Genomic DNA, 22,964 nt, shown 5'->3' with positions numbered 1-22,964 from the left:
GGGGGGAACTATGAAATTTACAAAGTTTGTAGAAAAAATCTCAGAAGAATATTCCATTGATATCCTATCACAAGGAGAAGATTTAGAAATACAGGATGTTGCATTGATTGACAACAAGCATGTTAATACGATTAGGAATACACTTTACTTTGGTTATGATAAACAATTAGAAAATTTAGTATCCATTCCATCTCAATGTATAATTGCACGCACGAATTCTGCAGCGCCTCCCCTTCCTATTGTGGGAAGTAATATCGCTTTGGTAGCAGAAGACTCTTTATTTACCATATTCAACGATGCAAAAGCTTTGATTGAAGCGACTCAAAAAGGAATTTTTGAGGAGCTTACAGCTATCGCTGATAAAACCCATAACATTGAAGCCGTTATTGATGCTGCCTCTGTAAGGCTTGGAAATTCCTTGCTGTTCTGTGATATGAACTTTAAAATCATTGCCAATTCTACATCTATCCCTGTCCTCGATCCTCTTTGGATAGAAAATACAAAGAAGGGATACTGCTGTTATGAATTTATCAATGAAGTAAAAGAACTAAAATCTATACGCAACGCTTCCCAGACTACAGCTGCTATAGAAGTCACCTGCAACAAATCCCCTTTCCGTAAGTTAAGCTGTAAAGTTTTTCATAATCAAACCCAGATTGGATTTTTATTGATGATTGAAGGGGAGAACAACTTTCTTCCTTCCCATTTCGAAATGTTAAGTACAATAAGCCATGTTATCAGCTACACCATTTCATACTACAAATCGGACTTATTTGAAAAGAACAGCATTTATCATGAAGTATTATATGATATGCTGATCGGAACGCCATCAAAGGATATCATGCCAAGACTGACAGAACTTCAATTTCCTGCGGAAATGCTGGTTCTATTCATTCATCCTTCAAGATATCCTGGACAACCGTACTTAAAAAATTTTATATGCAAGAATCTGAAAAAACAGATTCCCGGTACCCATATTACTTATCATAATAACGGGATTGTTGCGGTTATTCCGTTAAAAGAAGATACAGAAACAGGCTTAGAGTTACTGGAAATGTTGAAATATTTTTCTAAAAAGGAACACATACGAATGGGAATCAGTAACTCTTTTTCCTGCATTGAAAACTTTGTAAGCCACTATGAACAAGCACATGCAGCATTAGAGTTGGGCCATAAATTAAACCCGGAAGAATTGGTATACCTCTATCAAGATTATCAGATTTATGATTTGTTTTCGGAAGTAAAGAATCCAGATAAATTAGGGTGGTACTGTCATCCTGCTCTGGCAGTACTCAATCAGTATGACCATGAAAATGGTTCGCAGCTGTATAAGACTTTATATGTCTACATAGAAAAGGGGTGTAACATTAAATTAACTTCAGAAAGTCTGTATATCCATCGAAATTCCCTTGTCTACCGGTTAAATCGTATCACGGAAATATGCCGGGTAGATCTTACAGACATTAACACGCTTTTTCTGCTTCGGCTTTCTTTTCTCATAGACCGGTATAATAAGCGAAATAATAAATTAGCAGTCTATCAAAATAATATAATGCCAAACAATTTAAAATACTCGTGAGGAATGAGATCTCTTATCTTCCAGATTAAAATCGCAATAAAAAAGCAAGGTTCCGATTATTATCTTTGCCTTGCTTTCTTATTGAACTAAATCTTTTTATCTTTTGAGATACAAGTGTCTTGTACCAATCAGATTACTAATTTCGCTTCATATCCGGTTCCAGTGCCCCCGTTGGACGTTTTCCGATATTCTCATATTGCCATGCTCCGGCAACCGCATCCCATTTCCAACCGGAATATTCTCCTCCTGACTCGGTAAAGTAATACCAAATGCCCTCAACATTAACCCAGCCCATTGCCATCTGCCCGGTCTGTGGATCGAGATAATAGCAGTATCCGTCCAGTGTATCTGTCAGCCAGCCGGTCTGCATCGCACCTCTGGTGCCATTGGAAACAGGATTTAAATAATACCATTTTCCGGTATTGTCAGCAAACCAACCGGTTATTAGATAGCCGTCACTGCCAAAGTAATACCAGTGAGACGTACCATTGTATTCGAGGTATTTCCATTCGTTTGAATAATAATTGCTGCCGCTGCTGTAGTAGCGCCAATTGCCGTTTTCATCCATGATCCAAGTACCCGTATGTTCCTCGTCACTGTCTGAATGGGTCGGCTCATTAATGGTGATTGTAAATTTTTTGTGCAATTTAATCTGTGAATTGCCTGCTGTTATTACGACCGTTTTAGTGCCGGTTTCAGTCGGCAGTCCAATAATAAAGCCATTAAAGAAATCCAGGTAAAGCCCTCCCGGAAGTTCTCCTTCACTTACCCACCATAAAAAAGTCATTTTAGATGCAATTTCCAGTTGATGCTTGTACAAAACACCTTTTATTCCATTGGTCAGGTAACTTGTTTTAAATTCAAGATTTTTATCTTCCCACAAAGCATAGATCGTGGTATTATCTTTAAATTCATGCATATTTTCATGGTAAATATAGCCATCCTGATCAATTACCATATTTCCCCGGCCGTTTTTTTCCGTAAAATAACCAGCAAACAGATATCCTTCTCTCCTTGGGGTTATTATGTCATTAGTCTTCCACTGTCGATCTTCATTCTCATTCCATCGATTGCCACTTGAGTATAACACTGAAGTTCCCTGATAATCTGCCTCTCCCGCATCGAGTACCACTTCAATGTCACGTCTAAACATTAATTGATATTCGCCTTCAACCTCCTTTGAATCTCTGGCTGCAACAAAAAAGTATTCCTGTCCACTTTCCAATTGATGACATACATTCAAATTAGAACTGTAGCTAACATAATAATCCTCCGGATTTGGAAACCGCTGAGCACAACCATCAGCCTCTATCTTCCTGCATAATTCTTCATATTGGTCAGAATTGCACAAATAGCCATACATATGCACATCTTCATCACTGCTATAATAGAAGGTATAATATCCGTCGCCATTTATAGGTACTTTGAATCTAAGTACCTTATAGTACGGTGCGTTCTCTGCAATGCAATTGACTGAATATCTGCCATCTGACAGCAAAATATCTTCATACTCAACCGGACTGAAGCGTTCCCAGTGGGCATAGACTGTTGCATCATTGTTCAACTCTGACATTTCCGCAAGAATCTCCCCATCATAATCGATGACCTTTATCCCCAGTCCATTCGCCGCTGTAAAATATCCGGCAAATTTAAAGCCATCTTTTTGCGGACGATTGATTTTTATCAAATTAGAATACGAACCGCCCCTCTCAATCCATTTGCCGCCTTTCGAATAAACTGCAGCAGTTCCAGGCTGATCTGCATCTGACGCTACGAAAGTGACCGTGATATTACGCTCAAAGACTACCTTATAATTACCTTCTTTATCGCTGTTACCGGCCGAGATAAAGTAATAATCCTTTCCAGCCTCTAATTTATAATCAATGCCATAGAAATAATAATCATATATCAGATAATCTGTTTGTGACGGTGAGAAAATAGAGCATTTATTTTGCTCAATTTTATGGCACATCCTTTCATATTGCTCTGGCGTGCAAATATAGCCGGACGCTCTAATCTCATCTTTTATACGGGATTGATAAAATGAATAAGAGCCGCCACCATCTTCGGGAACTGTAAATTTAAAAGCTTGATAATATGGACGTTCACCGCCGGATACAATCATGGAAAATCTTCGCCCTTCCAGTTTGATCTCCTGACAGGAAACCGGACTAAATGGTTTCCAATGAGCATACACTGTGCAATCTTCTGACAGTGCACTCATTTCCGGCAAAATCTCTCCCTGGTCATCAATCACTTGTGTTCCTTGTCCATTCGCCTCCATATAATATCCTTCAAATCGATACCCAGATTTTTCCGGACGAGTAATGTCTCTCTCCCCATAAATTGAATTTCTGTTGCTGGAATAATGCCACTCACTACCTTTAGAATATAATGCCTGTGTTCCTGCACTTGTGGCATCTGAACAATCGAGATTCACGTCTATGTCACGTGTCAGAACCAAATTATAAGCATTATCATCATTATAGTGCTGGGCTGAAATAAAGTAGTAATCCTTCCCTTCCTCCAGACGATAACCAACAGAGGCATAGCTATCGTAAGCTAGACACTCCGTTGGTGTTGATGCATAAACCGGATATCCTTTAGTTTCAATTTTATTACATATTGTTTCATATTGTTCTTCGTTACAAATATAAAAGCTAAATGATTTATAATTACGATCTATATATTCAGCATCTATTGTATAGTGACCACCCTTACCTTCAGGCACAGTATACTTTATCACGTGATAATATGGAGCCACATTATCCGAAACGATTGTAGAAAACTCCCGTCCATCCAGTGTTATCTCTTCAAAAGGAACAGGATTTGTTAATAAAACTAAATTTTCAACCGGAATCTTTCCTTTGGCTTCAGAATCAGTCGCTAAATCATAATCGTCCGTGATTTCTACTTCCTCTTCCTCCCCTATAAATTCGTCTGCATTGGATGGTGTAGCAATTACCTGATCCTTTAACATTGGGCTGTTTCGTGATTGTGCCCAAATATTCCCAGGCACAAAACTAATGCCCATTGCCAACACCAGGCACTTGGCAATCATTGATTTAAGCATTCTCTCATTTTTCATCTTATGTCCCCCCTGATTTGTAATTACCCTTAGGTATCACTTCCCATTATAAGGTAAAACTGGAAAAATGTCACTTCTTACAGACAGAATTTCGACAATCATTTCCGTATGTCCAGGTGTTTTACGCTTTTGTATTAATTCTGAATATCTCATCCAACACTCTGCCATCACAAGGACCGAAATCAATGCCGAGAATTGCTGCAATCGTAGGAGCTATATCTACCATCTGAATTTCTCCCAACTGATATTCTTCCTTTATACAATTTCCTGATACTACAAAGCCACATCGATACTCTGGTTTCTCTGGTGAATAGTAAACTTAATATTTGTAAAGTCATCAGTAGGTAAGTGAACAGTTGAAAATAGTATGATTTGATAATTTATTTCTGAGAAAAGGATTGACAAAAACATATAGATTTATTATAATCTCTTTACAGACCAACCGTCGGTTTATAAGGAGGAAGATATGGGAAGAAATAAATATCCAGAACAAACCTTTGAAAGGATACTCGATATATCGACAAAGTTATTTATTGAAAAGGGCTATGAGCAAACCAGTATACAGGACATTCTGGATGCCCTTAATCTTTCAAAAGGCGGTTTATACCACCACTTTAAGTCGAAAGAGGAAATTTTAGAAGCTGTTATGCAAAAACGTGCACAGTATGTCACTGATATGCTTCATGACATCATTCAAAGTACAAAAGCTAAAAATGCGAAAGAGAAATTTAAAAAAATTCTTTACCATCTGGGAACTGACCTTGAAACCCACTCGCTTGATATGGTTTTAACCTCCCAAATAAACAATCCTTATTTTGTGGTCAGCGGTTTACAAACTTGCGTAAAACAGGATGCACCAATTATAAGCAGATTGATTGAGGAAGGTATCAAAGACGGCTCTCTGAAAACAACACAACCAGCTTTTTGTGCAGAAGTTTTTTTGTTGCTATTAAACTATTGGGCAAACCCCGCTTTGTTTGGGCGCAATGATTTAGAGACAAAGGAACGATTACACTACTTACAGTCTGTCATGTCTTTACTTGGTTTAGATATTATTGACGACAATCTAATCAATGCTATTCTATCTGGATATGAAAAAATGGGCGCCTATTAAGAGATTTTACAGTAAAAAATGGTTGTTCTTGTAACAGCCCTTTTTTTTTAAAGTATAAAGACCGACAGTCGGTTTTTATAAGGAGGACACTATGAACTTAAAAACAGCAATACAAATCAACCACTTAGCTAAATCCTTTGGCTCTAATCAGGTCATTACAGATTGCAGTATGCGTGTCGAGCAAGGTACTATCTATGGTTTTCTTGGAGAGAATGGCGCAGGAAAAACCACTATTTTAAAAATGCTCACAGGTTTATTAACACCAGATACCGGCAGTATTGAAATTTTAGGTTCTGATATGCTGAGAAATCGAGATAAGTTACTTTCCAAAATAGGGAGCTTAATTGAATCACCAACATTTTACGAACATCTTTCTGCTAAAAAGAACTTAGAAATCCACTTGGCTTATATGGGCGTTCCCGGTATTAGTTCGGATAATGTTTTGAAATTGGTAGGGTTATCTAATACTGGTGAAAAAGCTGTCTCAAAATTTTCGTTGGGTATGAGGCAACGCCTTGGCATTGCCAGAGCATTGATTCATCAACCTCAAATTCTTATTTTAGACGAACCACTCAATGGACTTGATCCGATGGGAATTAAGGATATGAGAGAATTGTTTTTGAATCTCACACAGCAAAATGGTATGACAATCTTATTATCCAGTCATATCATTAGCGAAATAGAGCATGTTGCAGATAAAGTCGGTATAATTGCGGATGGTCGGATTTTGTGTGAATCCAACTTGGCACAAATAAAGACTGAATCCAAGGGTAGCTTAGAAGATTATTTCTTTAACCTGATGAGTGGAGGAAAACCATTATGATGAAACTTATAAAATTAGAGTTGCAGCGTATTAATCTACGTCCTTACTTTATCAGTAGTGCCGTTATGGGTATTGTTTTATTGGTATTTACCTATTTTGTTGCTTATGTAGCACAGATAGAGCAAGAAGTGCAATTTATGACATACGCAAATATTTTCCGATTTACCAGTGCAATCGGCATCATGCTTTTTGGTATCTTATCAGCCACTATGTACGCTAAATTAGTAATTGCAGAATATTCAGGAAAACGAGTGGCACTGCTCTTTTCTTACCCCATTAGCCGCAAAAAAATATTTACAGCTAAAGTACTGATTGTGTCTTTTATCGTATTGACTTCCATGTTGTTATGCATGTCTATATCTATATTGGTATTTGCAGCAACGGAGTCTATTGCACCAATCGTATCAGATACAATGACCAATAATTTATTTATGAAAACATTAAGGATGACCTTTGAATCTTCGGTAGCTATTATAGCAATCGGATTGCTTTCTATGGGAATTGGATTTTTAAAAAGATCAGTTTCCATTACGCTTATCAGTGCATTTGTATTATCAGGAATTTATGGCAATGCGGCCGTTAGTGCATCTGCAAATCCTGCTATTTCCTTGCCAGTTGTGGGCATTTCACTTGTTATTATTTTGCTGGTCTTACTTACATTATCAAATAAAATTAATTACATGGAGGTTGAATGAATGAACGAAGATAAGATATTTGAAGCTACAAGAAGAGCGGTGGAACTACCTTTAGAGTTTACAAATTCAGTGATGGAGTACTCTAAGAAATTACGAAATCCATCGGAAAAAGTCAATAAAATAGGAACGGCAATCGGTGTTTGTGTTGGTGTTGGTTTATTATTTACTGGAGCTGTACAAGTGCTTGTAGGGAAACCTTTTTGGGCACTTGGATCATTAACTGCAGGTACTACTACTATCATATCAAATTTTATTAGTTACTATAGAAATAAGAATTGAAAATAGCTAATTTTAATTTCTTTACCAAAAAGAAAACTGCTGTTTATTCGCTATTTCTAAATGAAATTAAATTGATGCAGAGATAAAGTCTATCCCATCTAAGGGTTGTACTGGCTATATAGGCGAACACATACCTCGTGATTTGCTTGATTGCCTGTATACGCCTTGCGAGTGGCCAGGGGTACAGGAATGCTTTAAGCGGCAGAGCCTATTGATAGGCGCCCAATGATATAATTGCTCAATCAGCCGGTGAGGATGATGCCCTCACCGGCTGACTCTCTATCATGCCATCTACATCATGCTCTTGCTTTGGCTGCCTCCCTCATACCAAAACCATGATGGGTTAGTTAATGTTAAAAAATAGCCTTCTTTGCCAATTTATAATCTGCAATTGCTAACTTACGTCTTACATCAATGTTGTAAGGACATTCCGGCGTACATTTGCCGCAATCGGTGCATCTGTCAGCCTTAACCTCCAGTTTGGAATAAAGGTTCATAGCCATATCTCGATTGCCAAACCAAAAACGCAGCCGTTCCTTTAAGGCGTAATCGGATGCATTGGTCACGATACCATCCGCCATTTGCCGGTCAAAATAGCCCTCATACAGGAAGATATCAGTAAGGGGAATGTTCTCTGGGCAAACCATACATTTCCCACATTGTCTGCATACATAGGTACCAAGCTCAGTAGAGTTCGTATATATATCCTCCATCTCTTCCTCTGACATTGGTTTGAATTCATTCGCATAACGTAAATCCGCCTCTAGTAATTCTCTATTATTGATACCTGCAACGACAATGGATACCGGCTGACTAAAGGCATAACGGAACGCCTGCGGAGCAGAGCGCCACAATAGACCGTCTGCTACCGGTTTCATTAAGATAATGGCAGTATTATTCTTGTGTGCTAAAGGTAGCAATACCTCTTGTATCTCGGGGAAGTTGAAATGATCATAATAATTAATGGTCGTCATCACAGCCTCAAAAGGATATTCCTTTAATGCACGGATTAAGACATCGGGCTGCCCATGCATTGAGATTCCTATGTGATGAATGCGGCCTTCCTCTTTCGCTTGCAATGCACCTTCCAATGCCCCGCCGGGAGCAAATATCTGATCCAACTCCTCCATGGTTCCCACAGCATGCATAATGAGAAGATCCACATAATTCGTATTAAGATTATGTAAGCTACGCTCTAACGAGGCTAACAATCCGTCCTTGGAACGTTCTCCTGACTTTGTTGCCAGAATGAATTCCTTTCTTCTACCTGATACACATTGTCCTATCTTTCTTTCTGACTCACCATCCCCATAGCTGGCAGCCGTCTCAATATAATTACCCCCTTCATCCAGATATCGGTTTAATAGATAGTTCGCCTCGCTTACTGGAATTTCCAGCAAATGAAATCCACCAAATCCAAGAATTGAAGTGTTTAAACCAGTGTTACCAAATGGCCTTTTTTGCATAATAACACCATACCTTTCTTGTTTCATTTATAGACATCATATATCCTTGTTTAATTATATGTCAATATGATAGTAAGATAACAGAAAAGATGCCATCCTGCCTCCTTAAAAAGAGTTTGCAAGTCAAGCTAAAAAGTGTTTATCAATAATATTCTTTATCTCCGGATGCTCCTTATCGTTTTCAATAAGATAATCTACAAAGAAATTCTCAACCTCTTCATCTTTAATTTCTGCAAGCAACTCATAAATCTTATACCAAACAGACACATAGAAATAATTTTTGCAGAAATAAAATGCCATTTCCTTAAACCGCGGATTTTTCGAATAAAATAAAGCTAATGAAATATTCAAAGCATCTTGATCTGATATAACTTCCTTATTACTCAATATACAGCTTAATCTCTCGTCTGATATGTCGCCCGCCCATTGCTGTCTTGCAACGGTTACAGCGTCCGGGAAAATCTTTTCTGCATCTAATATCTCTTTTGGCCACTCGTAATTTTTATCAAAATCTTCATTCCTTAATGCCAGATATCGTTCTGTAACATCTCTTTTCAGCTGATTTAGCTCCATTAACTTAGAGACTTCCTTTACAGGGGTAATCATCTCGTTTTCATTTAAAAATACACCATTTATTGATATTCCACTATTATAATTCTGCTTATCATATGGCATCGCTACAAAGCTCGCAGGTATAATTACAAGTGATTTGACTTTTTTCTTGTCTAAAGCCGCCGCCACAACTTTGTGATGTCCATCTATTAGTGAACATAGATATCCATCCATATGATAGGTAATTGCCCTATATTCATCTTTGTTTCTATATAATTCGGCTTGCTGAGGATTATAGAGGCTAGGTGGTTGAGAAGGCAAAACAAAGTATGGGATTTCCTTACTCCACAGACCATCGCCGCCATATATCGGGCATGAAGCTTTATTATAAGTCGGCGTATTATTTAATTTCCAGAAAAACTCCCCATTTCCGTTTGTGGGGCACAACTCCGTATCAACAAGGGCATAATAACCTGTTGACAATAATCCTAATAATAGTTTAAGGTTTTCCAACGACTCCTCTAATGATACAAATTGGCGATTCAAAACCTCCCGTAATTCGGATATTATTTTATTATTACTCATATTGAGCCCATATCCAGCCGCAACAAGTTTTTCGCAGGTTGGACAGAAATAAGGACCATCCCCTTGGAATTTTATGAGCGGAGTGTCTCCATAAACTAAAGTAGCCAATGCAGCATCTTCTAAATAACCATACTTTGAAGATAGTAAACCTTTTCCGTTTTTTACATAGAAAACAATGCCGTCGCCACCCCACTCAGTCTGATGTGTTTCGGGAGGCTTTATTGTGATTATTTCTGTATCAGATTTTTTAAAAAAATTACGAAACATTTTAACCTCCGTGTAAAATCCCTTAATGTCTTTATTGTTCGTAAATATCATGGATGATACAAACCAAAAGGACAATGCATAGTGAGAAACCGGCTCTTCAGTTTGCTTCTTCTTAAGAAATCTCTCGTACCTGTTCAATATTCTTGAAACTCGATGCTATATAAAAGTTCACAGAATACCCTCTCTCTATTAAAAATGATTTACTTCCCATTATTATAACACAAATTTATTTTTCATTTTCTTTACCTAACAGCTTCGGGTTGATAAGATTGATGTAAACTTGTAAACCCAATAAAATGTCTACTTTTATACCAATTATAGCATGGCAGCTCTCTTATATCGATGTTTAATTTAGTAAATATAAAAGCTGCTAAGGCCAATGCCCCCAGCTTACTGAGGGCTTTGGTCTTAGCAGTTTTTAATGGAATTACTATCCACATTGGTCTGATTAAGCTCTGCATTTAGCTTGATCATCTCAGATAGATATTTATTCAGAGGCGTATTATACCCATGAACAAAAATTTGTGTCTTTTGCAGTAGAGATTACAAATTGTGTTACAGACTGCAGCAATTTTACTCTAGTTCCCCCTCAAGACTTAAACGGAAACCTCTACCGTAAAGCTCCCGGTGGCCTTTTGTGGGTTTGCGATGTACAGGTTGCGATGGTGCGTGTTATCCGCCACATGACCTGACCGAATGTTATCCAGATACATAGGGTCTTTGCCGGTTTTATCGCCCTTAATGTCGAAAACGATGTCCGACGCCTCTTTTTGCGTTGGCATACCGTAGTCATAGTAGGCCCTGAATGTCAGCCTAGCATTTTCAGAAAAATCAGCCGTGGTAAAATTGTTACTTGACCTTTCATTCTGGCCTTTTTGTGGCTGTTTCTCGCTGACGATGGTAACTTTTTGGCTCATAATAAACTGCCTCCTTAACTTTTATTTGGAGCGGGAGAAAATTTCTCCCGCATACCAGCGACGGGAGTTACTTTGTTTTTCTCATGCCGTTTTCATCCACCTCGTAGCCATCAATGGAGGTGTTCACGGCGAGGGAGCCGTCGTCATAAAAATAGTACCATTTGCCGTCGATCTCCAGCCATTTGCCAAACACCATGATGCCGTCTTTGGCGAAGTAATAGCGTTTGTTATTGCCGTTGATGTTGATATCCCACCAGCCGGTAAGGGCTTTGCCGTCCCTGTAGTACAGGTACTGGCCTGCGTCGTTCAGTGTCCAGCCCTGGGCGGTGTCGGGGGCGATGGTAAGCTTGATATATCGGTGCAGCATGGTCGAAACCTCGGCGCAAGTGGCGCTGGATTTCGGATTGAACCGGTTACCGTCGCTGCCCATCATAACGCCCGCCTGCTGCATGGCTGTAATCGCATCCTTGTAAGCGCTGCCGATGCTGTCGTTGTCCGCATAGGTGATTGCTTCTCGGACCACAGGTAGCTTGTAGCCGGTAGCCTTGGCATAGTTTGTGATAATTACGGCGATTTCCTCACGGCTAATGGTCCGGTCAGGCGCGAACTGCCCGTTACCGATGCCCTGAATGATGCCTTTTTTGTACGCCCATTCGATGTAGGGCTGGAAAGCGCTGCCGAGTGTCACATCCGTGAAGCTGTTGGTGGTATAGAGCTCGATGTCCACTCCCGCCAATCTGCCGAGCGCTGTTACCAAAATCCCGCGGGTCATGGCGTTGTCGGGTGCAAAGGTCGTGTCAGAGGTTCCCGAAAGCAATCCGCGTCCTACCGCGTAGTCGATGGATTCTTTGGCCCAATGCTTCTCGATATCCGTAAACTTTGCTGATGGTGCCATGTATCCCACGCCGTAGGTTGAAAAATGACCGGTGGAAATCAGGACGCTTCCGCTGTTTGCGTCGTATGCGGAGCCGTCGACGCGGACCGGGTTGCCGTTGGCATCCACATAGACTCCAAAAAGATAACCCACGGCTTCTCCGCTTGCCAGCGTATAAGGGATAGAAAGTGTTGCTGTGCCGCTGCCAAGGCTTGCGATGCTAACGGTTTTGCCGTCTTTCACATAGCTGATGGTAATGCTATACGCCGGTCTTGTTCCAATCATGACCTTGGCCGAATCGGAAAGACGTGTGTTGGGCGCAATAGTAATATTGATGTCGCCGCTGCTCTGCTTGAGGATTTCCGCCAGCGCCTGTTTTTCAAAGCTGACCTTTACAGGGGAGCCATTCACTTCAAGGCTGGCCACGCCTGCACTCACCAGTCTTTGCAGGGAGTTCTGCGTCAGGGTTACGGTAAGGGCGGTTGCCCCTTGAGGCATGGTGACATCCAGCCCCACAGAAATGCCGTTGGCGGTTTTGCCCTGCGCTTTGGCGTCGTCCTGGGCCTTGACGATGGCATCGGTGATGGCTTTCTCCGGAATGGAAGCGTTGGCTGTTCCGTTAGTTCCCGACGCAGCCGTTATGGGTGTCGAGACTGTAACAGGCTGATCGGGCTTCTTTTCCGGTTTTATTGTAGTGCTGTTACTGCCACTACTGCTGCCGGATGAGCTGTCGCCCCCGTCGCCGCGGCTATAGGTTGTTACCGTCACGGTGCAGGAGGCGTTGTAGCCACCATCTGCTGTGGTGGCTGTGATGGTCGCCGTACCATTTCCGACTGCCGTTACCTTACCGTTTGTATCCACAGTGGCAACCGCTGTGTCGCTGCTCTGCCATGTCACGGTTTTATCCGTCGCATCGGCGGGAGTAATCGTTGCCGCAAGTGTAACGGTATTCGGGGTTGTATTGTAGTAGAGGGATGCGTTTGTTTGGTTGAGAGTAATTCCGGTTACGGACGTAACTCCTGCCGGGATATTTTCATAGACCGCAGTGACTGTAACCGCTTGCGCGGGCATGGTGAACTGCGCTGTGGCGCTGGCTGCACTCGTACCGCCCACAAAGGTAACAGCTGGAGTAATCGTCCACTCCTTAAACCGCTGTCCCTGTGGCGAGGCACTTGCCGTGATGGTAACGGTCAAGCCTTGCGCGTAGTTGCCACCACCCGTGCCACTGTCTACGGTAACAAGGTAGGTTGGTGTGGCGCCGACCATCGTCAGTGTCGCCGTAGCCGCATGATCGGCAGTGACATTCACTGCACCAGTATAGGTGTTGCCGCCCGCCAGCAGCGTGACAGTCTGACTGCCCGCCGGAAGCAGGAAGCAGAGCTCACCAAACGCGTTGGTGAATTCGCTGGAAATCCCGTAGCCGGACACGGGGGAACTGACTGACGCAACCTGCGTAGGCGCACTTATGCCGGAAAGCGTCAGTACGGTATTATAGACCAATGTTCCGTCCACCGTGATGCTGCCGCCGGTGATCACGATTTCTGTAAACTGAACGCCCTTTAGGGGTGTGCCGGTCAGCGCGAGATTACCGCCGCTCATATTCAGCTTACTGCCGTTCATCATAGCGAGTGCGCTGCCTGCGCCGTTGCCATTTGCAGTTACCGTGCCGCTGGTGGAAATGGCGATATCTCCAAACTCTACCCAAATACCGCTGGCGTCGGTTCCTGTCGTGGTGGCCGTAACGTTTGCGCCGCCGACGACGGTTACGCCCTGCTTTCCGTATATCACTACCGCAGCAGGACTTGTACCCGAACCCGCGCATGTGGCGTTTACATCCGCACTGCCGCCGATGGTCAATGCTCCATAAACATCTATGGCGCAATATGCGCTATTGCTTCCGGTGGAGTCAAGTGTCAGCATACCACCACTGCCATTGATGTTGAGGCTGCCCTTACAATAAATTGTGCTGGCGGCGCTGCTGGTGATAGAAGAATTGCCGGTATAGACAAGATAAATGGTGTCCGTGTTCTGGCAATTAATGGCGATGGGCTCGCCTGTGTAATCGTTCGCCAGATTCAAAGTGGCAGTGCTTGCCGTCCACGCCCAGCCTGAGCCGCCTTGATTGGAGCCAAGGTTTAAGCCGCTCTGTCCGCCGATGTCCATGGTGCCGGTGGCTGTGCCTCCCATTGGCGGGATTGTCTGCCCATTCACCGATGCTGTACCGCCCGTGACGGTTGTGCTCCCCGCCACTGTGCCTACCACCACTACCGTGCCATCGGACACCGTCAAATCACCATTGAGTGAACTAAAACCGGCTAAAACATCGCCGTTTATAGTGACCCCAGTACCGGAACCGCTTACATTCAGATCTCCGTGTATATCGCCGTTTGCTATGCCTGTAGTGTTGGTAGTGATTGTACCGCCAGTGATGTGTATGCCACTATTCTCGCCAACCAGTGCAAAGCTGCCGCCATTGGCATTCACTGTACCGCTTTCAATGGTGACGATGCCACCAGCCACAATTGCCCCTTTGCCACCTGTTACATTCACCACGCCACTGGTATTGATAAGAACGTTCCCATCTGCTGCTTGTATGCCGTTAGAACTCCATGTAGGACCGTTGGGATCTGTGTAGCCGATAGCTGCCACATTGGCGCTGCCGGTGATGGCGACGTCGCCGGAGTAAGAGACCAACCCACCACCTCCTCCATCCGCCACAACCGTTCCGCTTTCAATGGTAAGGCCCTCATGTGCCTGTATTGCGTCGCCAACGGCTGACACAGCAAGTGTATAGGAACCTGCTTGGATGGTGAGGCTTCCACCCCAACCGCCGCTTATGCCTGCAACGTCAATCCCCCACCAATTCGAGTTGATTGTGACGTCGCCGGTCAAATTCAAAGTAATACTATCGGATGAACCGCATTCGATATAGATGCCGTTATCACTGCCGCTGTAGCCGCTGTCCAGCGTAAGGGTGGCGGTGGCGGCGTTCCAGTTCCAGCCAGTGCCGTTGGCAGGTTGGGTGAGATCGGAAACGGTCGTACCACCAATGTCCATTGTGCCGGTGACAGGGTTGCTGCCGAAGCGCTGAATACCGCCCTTGAGCGACGAGACAATTGCTTCAGACACAGTCACGGTGATTTTGGGAGCGTTCACGCCCTCCGAAACGACTACCCCTTCCGGCAAGTCAAGTGTTGGGGTAAAGGTGTAATCCCCAGCCGCATCAGCATCATAAGCCGGGTTGGAAGTCCAGTCGGACACCGCCACGGTGGTTTCCGTTTCCTGTGTTTCGGGTTTCTGCGCATCGCTATCCGTGGCGATATCATCGCCGCTTACGTCAGCCGTAATTGCCGCCCCTGTGGTGACGGTTACCGCCAGTTCATCCGGCAGGTTTAGTTCCTCCTCGGCCGTGCCGGTTTCCACGGTCTGTGCGGATACCTCCGGAACCAGTGATGCAAAGGCCGTAATTTCTCCGCTTGCGCTAAACGAAGCGCCGGAATCCTGTATTCCCTCCTCGGCAAACGCTGATACTGGCAGAAGAGTCAGCACCATGCACACCGAAAGCAGCAGACTGCCGATTCTTTTTCCTATTTGTTTCATTTAATAACACCCTCCATTCTAAATTTTTTTCAGAACCTGTTTCGTCCGTTAACATATTCATAATTTCATCAAGGCTCAGGCTCGCTCCGTTTGACCAGTTTTTGCTCCGTCCGTTACAGCGGAACGGAATACCGCATCGCTGCCTAAATCAAAGTAGCAATTCGGACGCGGGCATAAAAATACACCCTACAGTTTGATTGTAAGGTGCAGAATAAACTTTTCATATGGTACATTGTACTTTTATTTTTCGCGCTGCAGTTCCTTGAGCTGCTCTCTGGAAGCCAAGCCGCATTTCTCCAGCATTCCGCTGATGAAATTACGAATGGTGTTGGGGGACAAATGCATCCGCTCCCCAATCTGCTTATTCGTCAGATCGCTTTTTAGCAACTCCAAAATCTCCTTTTCCCGTGGGGTCAGTTCTTTTCTTACAAAAGCCGCAAGACCCTTGGCTAAGGTTCGGGAAAAGGCAGCAATTTTTTCTGTGGCTTTGCTGTCGCAGTCCCCATCGGGCAGCAGCCGTTTGATTCCCTCGTAATTTTCTGCGAAGGGCAACAGGATACCGTCCGGCAGGGCCGTATCCAAGGCGCTGTTTAAGGCCTTCAGAGCCTGGGGGCGTTTCCCCATCGCGTCAAAGGCCTGCGCCCGGTAAAGGTTTATGTAAATCTGTGTCAGCAAGTTGGGGAAGATGGAGGACAGTCCCAAACCGAATTCGCTGACCCCAAGCAGTTTTTGATATTCTCGCCGCTCCAGCAGGATACGTCCATAAATAATGTGGGCGAAGGGCTGGGTCATAATGACCAGCCGCTTGTCATTAATCTCACCCTCGGCAAGCCAAGGGGAAATCTCGTCCCTGCGCTCCAGCATCAGGTACAAAAATCCGCAGGCTAAGTCCAGTGTATAGCGGCACAAGTCCTCGGTGTTCTGGCGGGAGCGTTCCATAAGTACAGCAAGGGCGTTTTGCAGCATGGCTTCGTCCCCCTGCAGGATGGCGATGCGAGCCAGAAGGAACAGGCCGCATTGGTAAATGCTGTTCTGGCGCTTGCTGTCGGCGGTAAACATGGCCTTGTGACAGAGAATTTCCGCCTCAATCAGCTCGCCCCGCATAAGATGCGCTTCCGCCCTCATAATGAATTCCGCCCCGCTGCCATGCCCGCCCGTCAGAGCGTAATAGACGGGCATGCAATCGTCCATCTGCGCAAGCTCATGGTCCAGCTTTCCGCTTTCCCGGTAGAACATATATAGTACCGACGGGGAGCCGAACGTCCATGTGCTTTTGACGCTGATCAGGGTGGCGGGGCCGTTCAGCAGCTCCAGCGCTCTGCGGTGCCTTGCGCTCATGCCATCGATCCGGTTGTATTCCAGAAAGGACAGCAGCAGCTCCATTTCACCGGACAGTGCGTTCTTTTGCGTCTCAGGAAGGTCGCTTTGTCCGATGACCTGCTGGATTTCTTCTTTCAGGGCCAGGAGCTTCTGGTTTTCGTGCAGAAAAAACAGAGTAAAGGCCAGAGGTACCATGGCAGAAGGATGTTTGCGCTTGATTTCAAAGGGTGTGTTCTCCATGATGTCGAGTATCATGGGCTTTGTATGCTCGTCCACCACGTCCGCAATCTCAAAGCTTGTCAGCGGCAGGGAGAGCAGGCGCTCCCACTCGCCGGAAAGATAGTAAAAGCGCAGAGTATTCACCCGGTCGCCAGCCTTCTCCGCCAGATCGCCTCCGGTAAGATAGATTGCTTTTTTCTTTTCTTCTGGCAGCAATTCAAACTGTTCGGTCAAAAAATTTTTAAACAGGGTGTGCAGGTAGAATCTTCGGGTCTCCCGATCAAAATGGACGAACACCCTCTTTTCCCTCAGGAGTTGCTCTGTTTCTTCCGCACTTTTGCCGGACAGAGCTGTGGCCTGCGCCAGAGAGAAGCGGGGAAAGATGGAAACCATAGTCAGAAACTCCCGCTCAAACGCAGACAGACGGTTCCACAGGGCATTCCGTATCATGTTTTGTATGCCGCCCACATCCTCAAACCGACCGCTTTCGATAAAGGACAGAAGCTGGAGATAGAGGGCCATGACCCAGCCTTCCGTGATTCGCATCACTTCTTCAAGCTGTGTAACCGTAAGGGAAATACCGGCTTTCCGGTAATAGGCATCGATATCCTCGGCATAAAAGGCAAGAACCGATTCCCGCAGAATTAAAAAGCAGTTGTTTTCCACAAGGAACCTTCGCACTTTATCCGACAGAAACTGAGCAGCCGCCACCACATGAAGTGCCTCGCCGCTGTGACCTGAAAGCGCCGTCAGAAATGCGCCGGCGTTCGGCAGCTTCCATGCAGCAAGATCATCCAGTACCAGATAGGTTTCCTCGGGACAGCGGAGCTTTCGGAAAATCCTCTCAATTTCCGGCAATGTATCCTCATCCGGCGGCCCTGCAGCTATTAGCCGCTGGGCACTGTCCGGGTCAAACAGCCCGATCAGCTCGCAGAAAGCTTTCCACGAAGCACCCGGCTGTTCCGAGGGAAAGGTATGCCAGATGATCTGTGCGGTTCCCGAAACCTGTGAGTCGAAAAAATGACGCAGGGCCGTTGTCTTACCGAAACCGGAGGGCGCCTCCACTAGAGTCAGCGGATACACCTTGATAGAATTCAGGCGCTCCATGAGCCTTTTTGGAAAAAACAGTGTTTCCGGTTTGATCTGTTTGGTTCGCGCCATACTATCCCTCCTTTATCGCTCATTCTGATTCGCCTACTTGAAATATAGGCTCTAACTTCTAATATATCTGGCCTAGTAAAAAAGAGAACAAGCATGTCACATATATTGTATTTTTTGTTCCAAATTATCTTAACAAAACGAAAAAATCGCTACAGAGTTTGCTACAGAGTTTTGTTGTTCAACTTCGCACGCCTGTATAAATTGATATATTTTCACTTGACCATTTTTTTGTTTTTTACATGCCTCACAAGCACTCTTGTAGAAAAAATAATATACTGTCAAGCTGAGTAACTTCAGGATATGGGAATATAGTTTTTCATTCATGTACGATCATTATTAGGCGCTTTCACCCTTAGGTATCACTTCCCATTATAAGGTAAAACTGGAAAAAAGTCACTTCTTACAGACAGAATTTCGGCAATCATTTCCGTATGTCCAGGTGTTTTACGCTTTTGTATTAATTCTGAATATCTCATCCAACGCTCTGCCATCACAAGGACCGAAATCAATGCCGAGAATTGCTGCAATCGTAGGAGCTATATCTACCATCTGGATTTCTCCCAACTGGTATTCTTCCTTAATACAATTTCCTGATACTACAAAGCCACATCGATACTCTGGTTTCTCTGGTGAATACCCATGAGTTGCATACTTTCTATTCTCTTTCTCCAAGTCAGTCACAAGAGACCCGGTAAGGCTGTCATCAAAACAGTAACCAGTCTTTGCTTCCAGCATATACCCCGAAACCGGGAACGCATGAAAACGTTCCAGTTCTTCTCTGGTATATATCCTCTCAATACCTAAGTTCTTTTCTTCTGACGCTTTTAGAAGAATCTGTAGTGCGCGCTGCTTCGCTTTCTCGTCATTTTTCTTTAAGTGCAAATAGGCAGACCCTCCTGCAGACTGTATATAGGCTCTCCAGAACATTTTCCCTTTTTCTTCATAAATAAGGCCTTCTTCTTTTAACAATTGATTCAGCTTCACCTTGTACCTTACATTTTTCTGCCCATGATCTCCCACCACCAGAAAAACCGTTTCCTCAAAAATGCCCGCGTCCCGGACTGCCTCGACAATCTTACCGATTCTTTCATCCATCCGGATCAGAACCTTGTCAATCTCAGGACTGTCTATCCCATAATGATGCTTCGCATCGTCCAGTTCAATGAAGTGCATCATCAGTAGTTCCGGTTTTTTGCTTAGAATGGTGTCTTTACCACACATAGCTGTAAAATCATCCAGGTAAGGCTGTTCAATCCCTTTTCTTGATTTTCCATATTTTCTCTCAAGTCCCATGCAAAATAATGGACTTCCACTTTTTAAGATCTTGAGAGATTGATTCTCACGTCCGATTGCCTTTATCTCCGGAAGATTATAGCGAATGGAGGCCTTTCCGGTTACAGGCCACAGGATTCCGGCTGATTTCATTTCACTCTTTCTCAAAGCATCATACACAGCAGGTGCCTTGATATCTTTTTTAAACCAGAACCACGCCTGTTCATCTTCATCAATGAAAGGCTGGAGAGGGGTATTATGATAGATTCCATGCTTATCCGGATAAACGCCGGTCATCATAGTGGTATGCACTACATAGGTAAGAGTCGGATAAACGCTTTTTAATTTTGTACTGAATGCTCCGTTTTTTATTAATCGGGAAAGGTTGGGAAGCCGACTTGCCTTTTCCCAGTTATCTTCAGAAAATGCATCATATGAGATCATAACCAAATGCTTTGCTTTTCCTTTGCTCATTTTTCCAGCTCCATCATCTTTCATCTTATTTTTGTTCTTTAGGAAGTGTCATAATAATCACTAATCCAATTAAAAAAAGAGGAATAATTCCCAAAGTACTCCATCTGGCATTGCCGGTTATTGCTGTTGTGAGGGAGATCAGCGTTGGCCCCATAATTGCTGAGAACTTACCGAATATATTATAAAACCCAAAAAATTCATTGGATTTTTCCTTGGGGATGATATTTGCATAATAAGATCGGCTTAGCGCCTGAATCCCTCCCTGTGCAGAACCAATCATGGCTCCAAGAATGAAAATATGCCATATGGAATTTAAAAAAAGTGCAGCAATACAGGTAATTATATAAGTATTCTATATTTCGACTTCCGTTATGTTTAAATTCATCGCTCTCCCTCCGACCTTAACTTCAAAAATTTTATTTTCCTTTATAGCCAAAGACACTCGGATTTCAGATGGCCTTTTCATAGAATAACCTTGTTCAAAAAAAATGTGTGAAGCTTGCTCCTCGTTGATTTTTCCATAGTGGTACAAATAACACCCAAGTGCACCACTTGATGTTCCCGTGGCAGATTCCTCCGGGATACCATATAAGGGAGCAAAGTTTCTACAATAAGCGTTAGCACCATGTAATGATTTCAAAGAAAAAACATGGTATCCAACAGCATTGTACTTCTGGCTGATTTCTTTTACTTTTTCCATATCCGGTCTGATCGCATCTAAAATCTCAATGTTTCTTACAGGAACCATAATATCCCGAAGCCCTGTTGATACAACTTGAACCAATAAGTCTTCTGTAATTTGGGAAGTACTGATGTTCAAGGAATCTGCCACTTCATTTTTATCTATAACTTCCGAAAATACAGGAATGGATTGATCCATCATAACGAAATTATCGTTATGAATTTCAATGCCAAGTATTCCTGCTCTGGTTTCTTGCTTATACTTACCTTGTTTTAACAAATTTAGACTTGACATAGCATAGAAGGTGGCAATCGTAGCATGACCACATAAGTCTACCTCCTCATTCGGTGTAAAGAATCTCACTTTAAAATCTGCCGCGTTTGATTGTAATACAAAAGCAGTTTCACTGAATCCAAGAACAGCAGAAATCTTTCTCATTTCTTCCTCAGATAATGAATCTGCATTCATAACAACACCTGCTGGATTTCCGCCTTCTTTTGTTTTAGCGAAAGAATTTAATGTGTATACGTTTATTTTCATATATTTCCAGACCCCAATCCTTCACTTAAGAATAAACTAACAATAAAAACAATTGCATTAGAACATAGTATGATTAATTCGGCGATAACTTCATATGCCTTGAGTGTGCAATAATGATGCCGTATGTATCTGTTAACCCTTTGCGGCAGGATATTACCTCCAAAAACTTCACTGATCGATCAGCAGAAAAATAGGATTTGCTTCTGCATCTGGAAACTTGTGCCGCCATTCTTTTTCATAATACTTGCTTTCATCATCCAGTTTCTTAGCTTTTTCAAAGGAGGTTGCAACTTCTTTTACAAAACCAAGAAATTCTACATTTGTTTCAAAATCGATACGATATGTTTCTTCTTTCTCAAGATGTTTTCTATCTTTTGGAATTGTTTGCGATTCGTATTGTTAATATTTATTGTTTCATTTTGTCTTTCTAATTTCCAAATATATGTACCAGGCTCATCATCCAAAGATATCCAGTTTGTTTTTGATTTATCACCCGAATTAAAATCATTTACTGCTTTGAGAGTTCAAAAGGAGCATCATGACCGAGATAATTAGACACAGTGATATATATGGTTTTCGCTCTATTCACTAATAGTACATCAAACCATCCAATAAATCTTTTGTGAAATCACATCCATAAGCTGAGTTATTTTTAAAAGTAAGATTATTAAATTGCACAAACTTGAATTCTACCGCTCATAATAACGTCTCGCCTCACATTATGAATACGTATTTTGAGTAGCTAGAAAGCTCCTTGCTATAAGCAAATCCTAGCTCCTTGAAATCCTTGATACCATTCGGATCAGAAATATTATTCTCTGCCATGAACCGCACCATATCACCGCGAGCCATTTTCGATATTGTCCCCTTTTGCTTCACTTTCCCTTCCACTAGCTCACCAAACTCAATCGTAATAAATCGATCCTTCGGTGTGATATATTTCTCGATGCATTGTGAGTATTCCTTCGAAGCCAAGTTAATGATAATTCTGTCATCGTCCACTAGACTATGATACAACCGGTCTCCCCAGAAATTATATAAATCTTTACAATCATTCACGGATAGCTTTGCTTGCATTTCTAGCCGATATGGCGTTACCCCATCAAAGGGCTTAAGTATTCCATAGAAGCCTGACAGAATCCGCAAATGATCTGATAGGTACGAAAGAGCCCTAGTTGTAAGCACTTTCGGAGCCATATGCTGATACTGCAAACCCTCATATGCGATTATTGCCGGTGTCAGTCTACGCATCAAATCCATATCTTTGTAGCGCTTATAGTTTAATTCTGCCAATTTATCATTGCATTTCCACAATGCTTTTCCCTCTGATAAGGACAAGGACTGCATTTTATGCATCAATATTTTAGCATCATTAATAAATCTGGGCATTTCGGTAACCTCAATGGAATCCGTATCCTCATTCATCTTCTTTGCCGGAGAAATTATTATCTTCATAT

The 22,964-nt window shown here is 43.0% G+C and carries 15 protein-coding genes; 5 read left to right on the top strand and 10 right to left on the bottom strand.

All coding sequences use genetic code 11. The annotated features are described in order from the left end of the window. The first annotated feature begins 10 nt into the window (after positions 1–10). Positions 11–1,579 carry a PucR family transcriptional regulator gene (locus ACHZES_RS23120; RefSeq protein WP_395547670.1) on the top strand — a complete coding sequence of 523 codons (1,569 nt, stop codon included), beginning with the start codon at positions 11–13 and terminating at the stop codon, positions 1,577–1,579. A gap of 136 nt (positions 1,580–1,715) precedes the next feature. On the opposite strand, the gene ACHZES_RS23115 is transcribed toward ACHZES_RS23120, so the two are convergent. Further along, positions 1,716–4,667 carry a hypothetical protein gene (locus tag ACHZES_RS23115; protein WP_395547671.1) on the bottom strand — a complete coding sequence of 984 codons (2,952 nt, stop codon included), beginning with the start codon at positions 4,665–4,667 and terminating at the stop codon, positions 1,716–1,718. A gap of 466 nt (positions 4,668–5,133) precedes the next feature. On the opposite strand from ACHZES_RS23115, the gene ACHZES_RS23110 reads away from it, so the two are divergent. The 4 genes from ACHZES_RS23110 to ACHZES_RS23095 all read left to right on the top strand — a co-directional run bounded on the left by ACHZES_RS23110 (position 5,134) and on the right by ACHZES_RS23095 (position 7,578). Beyond that, positions 5,134–5,781, top strand: a complete 648-nt coding sequence (locus ACHZES_RS23110) for a TetR/AcrR family transcriptional regulator (protein ID WP_395547672.1) — start codon at positions 5,134–5,136, stop codon at positions 5,779–5,781. 91 nt (positions 5,782–5,872) lie between these two features. Further along, complete coding sequence (locus ACHZES_RS23105; protein WP_395547673.1) at positions 5,873–6,604, top strand: ABC transporter ATP-binding protein; 732 nt, start codon at positions 5,873–5,875, stop codon at positions 6,602–6,604. Beyond that, positions 6,601–7,299 carry an ABC transporter permease gene (locus ACHZES_RS23100; protein ID WP_038279862.1) on the top strand — a complete coding sequence of 233 codons (699 nt, stop codon included), beginning with the start codon at positions 6,601–6,603 and terminating at the stop codon, positions 7,297–7,299. Before ACHZES_RS23105 ends, ACHZES_RS23100 begins: the two co-directional genes overlap by 4 nt. Next, positions 7,300–7,578: a hypothetical protein gene (locus ACHZES_RS23095; protein WP_395547674.1), complete on the top strand. Its 279-nt coding sequence runs from the start codon at positions 7,300–7,302 to the stop codon at positions 7,576–7,578. A 353-nt stretch (positions 7,579–7,931) separates the two neighbouring features. Here ACHZES_RS23095 and ACHZES_RS23090 read toward each other — a convergent pair whose 3' ends face one another. From ACHZES_RS23090 to yaaA, 9 genes are all read right to left on the bottom strand, one after another. Next, positions 7,932–9,044, bottom strand: coding sequence for an aldo/keto reductase (locus ACHZES_RS23090; protein WP_404820283.1), 1,113 nt, complete (start codon positions 9,042–9,044; stop codon positions 7,932–7,934). Between the two features lie 123 nt (positions 9,045–9,167). After that, positions 9,168–10,448 carry a hypothetical protein gene (locus ACHZES_RS23085; RefSeq protein ID WP_404820282.1) on the bottom strand — a complete coding sequence of 427 codons (1,281 nt, stop codon included), beginning with the start codon at positions 10,446–10,448 and terminating at the stop codon, positions 9,168–9,170. A 596-nt stretch (positions 10,449–11,044) separates the two neighbouring features. Next, complete coding sequence (locus tag ACHZES_RS23080) at positions 11,045–11,365, bottom strand: hypothetical protein (protein WP_395547677.1); 321 nt, start codon at positions 11,363–11,365, stop codon at positions 11,045–11,047. Positions 11,366–11,432: 67 nt separating this feature from the next. Continuing rightward, positions 11,433–15,839 carry an S-layer homology domain-containing protein gene (locus ACHZES_RS23075; RefSeq protein ID WP_395547678.1) on the bottom strand — a complete coding sequence of 1,469 codons (4,407 nt, stop codon included), beginning with the start codon at positions 15,837–15,839 and terminating at the stop codon, positions 11,433–11,435. A gap of 240 nt (positions 15,840–16,079) precedes the next feature. Then, positions 16,080–18,539, bottom strand: coding sequence for a LuxR C-terminal-related transcriptional regulator (locus tag ACHZES_RS23070; protein WP_395547679.1), 2,460 nt, complete (start codon positions 18,537–18,539; stop codon positions 16,080–16,082). Positions 18,540–18,983: 444 nt separating this feature from the next. Beyond that, positions 18,984–20,285 (bottom strand): alkaline phosphatase family protein, encoded by a 1,302-nt coding sequence (locus ACHZES_RS23065; protein ID WP_395547681.1) that lies wholly within the window; start codon positions 20,283–20,285, stop codon positions 18,984–18,986. A 25-nt stretch (positions 20,286–20,310) separates the two neighbouring features. Continuing rightward, positions 20,311–20,577, bottom strand: a complete 267-nt coding sequence (locus ACHZES_RS23060) for an MFS transporter (protein ID WP_404820402.1) — start codon at positions 20,575–20,577, stop codon at positions 20,311–20,313. A gap of 60 nt (positions 20,578–20,637) precedes the next feature. Next, a complete protein-coding gene (locus ACHZES_RS23055; RefSeq protein WP_395547682.1) occupies positions 20,638–21,507 on the bottom strand; it encodes a PhzF family phenazine biosynthesis protein in 870 nt (289 codons plus the stop codon). Between the two features lie 714 nt (positions 21,508–22,221). After that, positions 22,222–22,962: a peroxide stress protein YaaA gene (gene yaaA / locus ACHZES_RS23050; protein WP_395547683.1), complete on the bottom strand. Its 741-nt coding sequence runs from the start codon at positions 22,960–22,962 to the stop codon at positions 22,222–22,224. Positions 22,963–22,964 lie beyond the last annotated feature (2 nt).

The organism is Lacrimispora sanguinis (assembly GCF_044987295.1).
GTDB classification, from domain to species: domain Bacteria; phylum Bacillota; class Clostridia; order Lachnospirales; family Lachnospiraceae; genus Lacrimispora; species Lacrimispora celerecrescens_B.
The sequence above is the reverse complement of the archived record's forward strand: the minus strand, read 5'-3'. Positions and strand labels throughout refer to the sequence as shown.

What these genes read in the sequence shown, in the direction of transcription:
- ACHZES_RS23120 (WP_395547670.1), top strand. Translation starts at nt 11, where the DNA reads ATGAAATTTACAAAGTTTGTAGAAAAAATCTCAGAAGAATATTCCATT.
- ACHZES_RS23115 (WP_395547671.1), bottom strand. Translation starts at nt 4,667, where the DNA reads ATGAAAAATGAGAGAATGCTTAAATCAATGATTGCCAAGTGCCTGGTG.
- ACHZES_RS23110 (WP_395547672.1), top strand. Translation starts at nt 5,134, where the DNA reads ATGGGAAGAAATAAATATCCAGAACAAACCTTTGAAAGGATACTCGAT.
- ACHZES_RS23105 (WP_395547673.1), top strand. Translation starts at nt 5,873, where the DNA reads ATGAACTTAAAAACAGCAATACAAATCAACCACTTAGCTAAATCCTTT.
- ACHZES_RS23100 (WP_038279862.1), top strand. Translation starts at nt 6,601, where the DNA reads ATGATGAAACTTATAAAATTAGAGTTGCAGCGTATTAATCTACGTCCT.
- ACHZES_RS23095 (WP_395547674.1), top strand. Translation starts at nt 7,300, where the DNA reads ATGAACGAAGATAAGATATTTGAAGCTACAAGAAGAGCGGTGGAACTA.
- ACHZES_RS23090 (WP_404820283.1), bottom strand. Translation starts at nt 9,044, where the DNA reads ATGCAAAAAAGGCCATTTGGTAACACTGGTTTAAACACTTCAATTCTT.
- ACHZES_RS23085 (WP_404820282.1), bottom strand. Translation starts at nt 10,448, where the DNA reads ATGTTTCGTAATTTTTTTAAAAAATCTGATACAGAAATAATCACAATA.
- ACHZES_RS23080 (WP_395547677.1), bottom strand. Translation starts at nt 11,365, where the DNA reads ATGAGCCAAAAAGTTACCATCGTCAGCGAGAAACAGCCACAAAAAGGC.
- ACHZES_RS23075 (WP_395547678.1), bottom strand. Translation starts at nt 15,839, where the DNA reads ATGAAACAAATAGGAAAAAGAATCGGCAGTCTGCTGCTTTCGGTGTGC.
- ACHZES_RS23070 (WP_395547679.1), bottom strand. Translation starts at nt 18,539, where the DNA reads ATGGCGCGAACCAAACAGATCAAACCGGAAACACTGTTTTTTCCAAAA.
- ACHZES_RS23065 (WP_395547681.1), bottom strand. Translation starts at nt 20,285, where the DNA reads ATGAGCAAAGGAAAAGCAAAGCATTTGGTTATGATCTCATATGATGCA.
- ACHZES_RS23055 (WP_395547682.1), bottom strand. Translation starts at nt 21,507, where the DNA reads ATGAAAATAAACGTATACACATTAAATTCTTTCGCTAAAACAAAAGAA.
- yaaA (WP_395547683.1), bottom strand. Translation starts at nt 22,962, where the DNA reads ATGAAGATAATAATTTCTCCGGCAAAGAAGATGAATGAGGATACGGAT.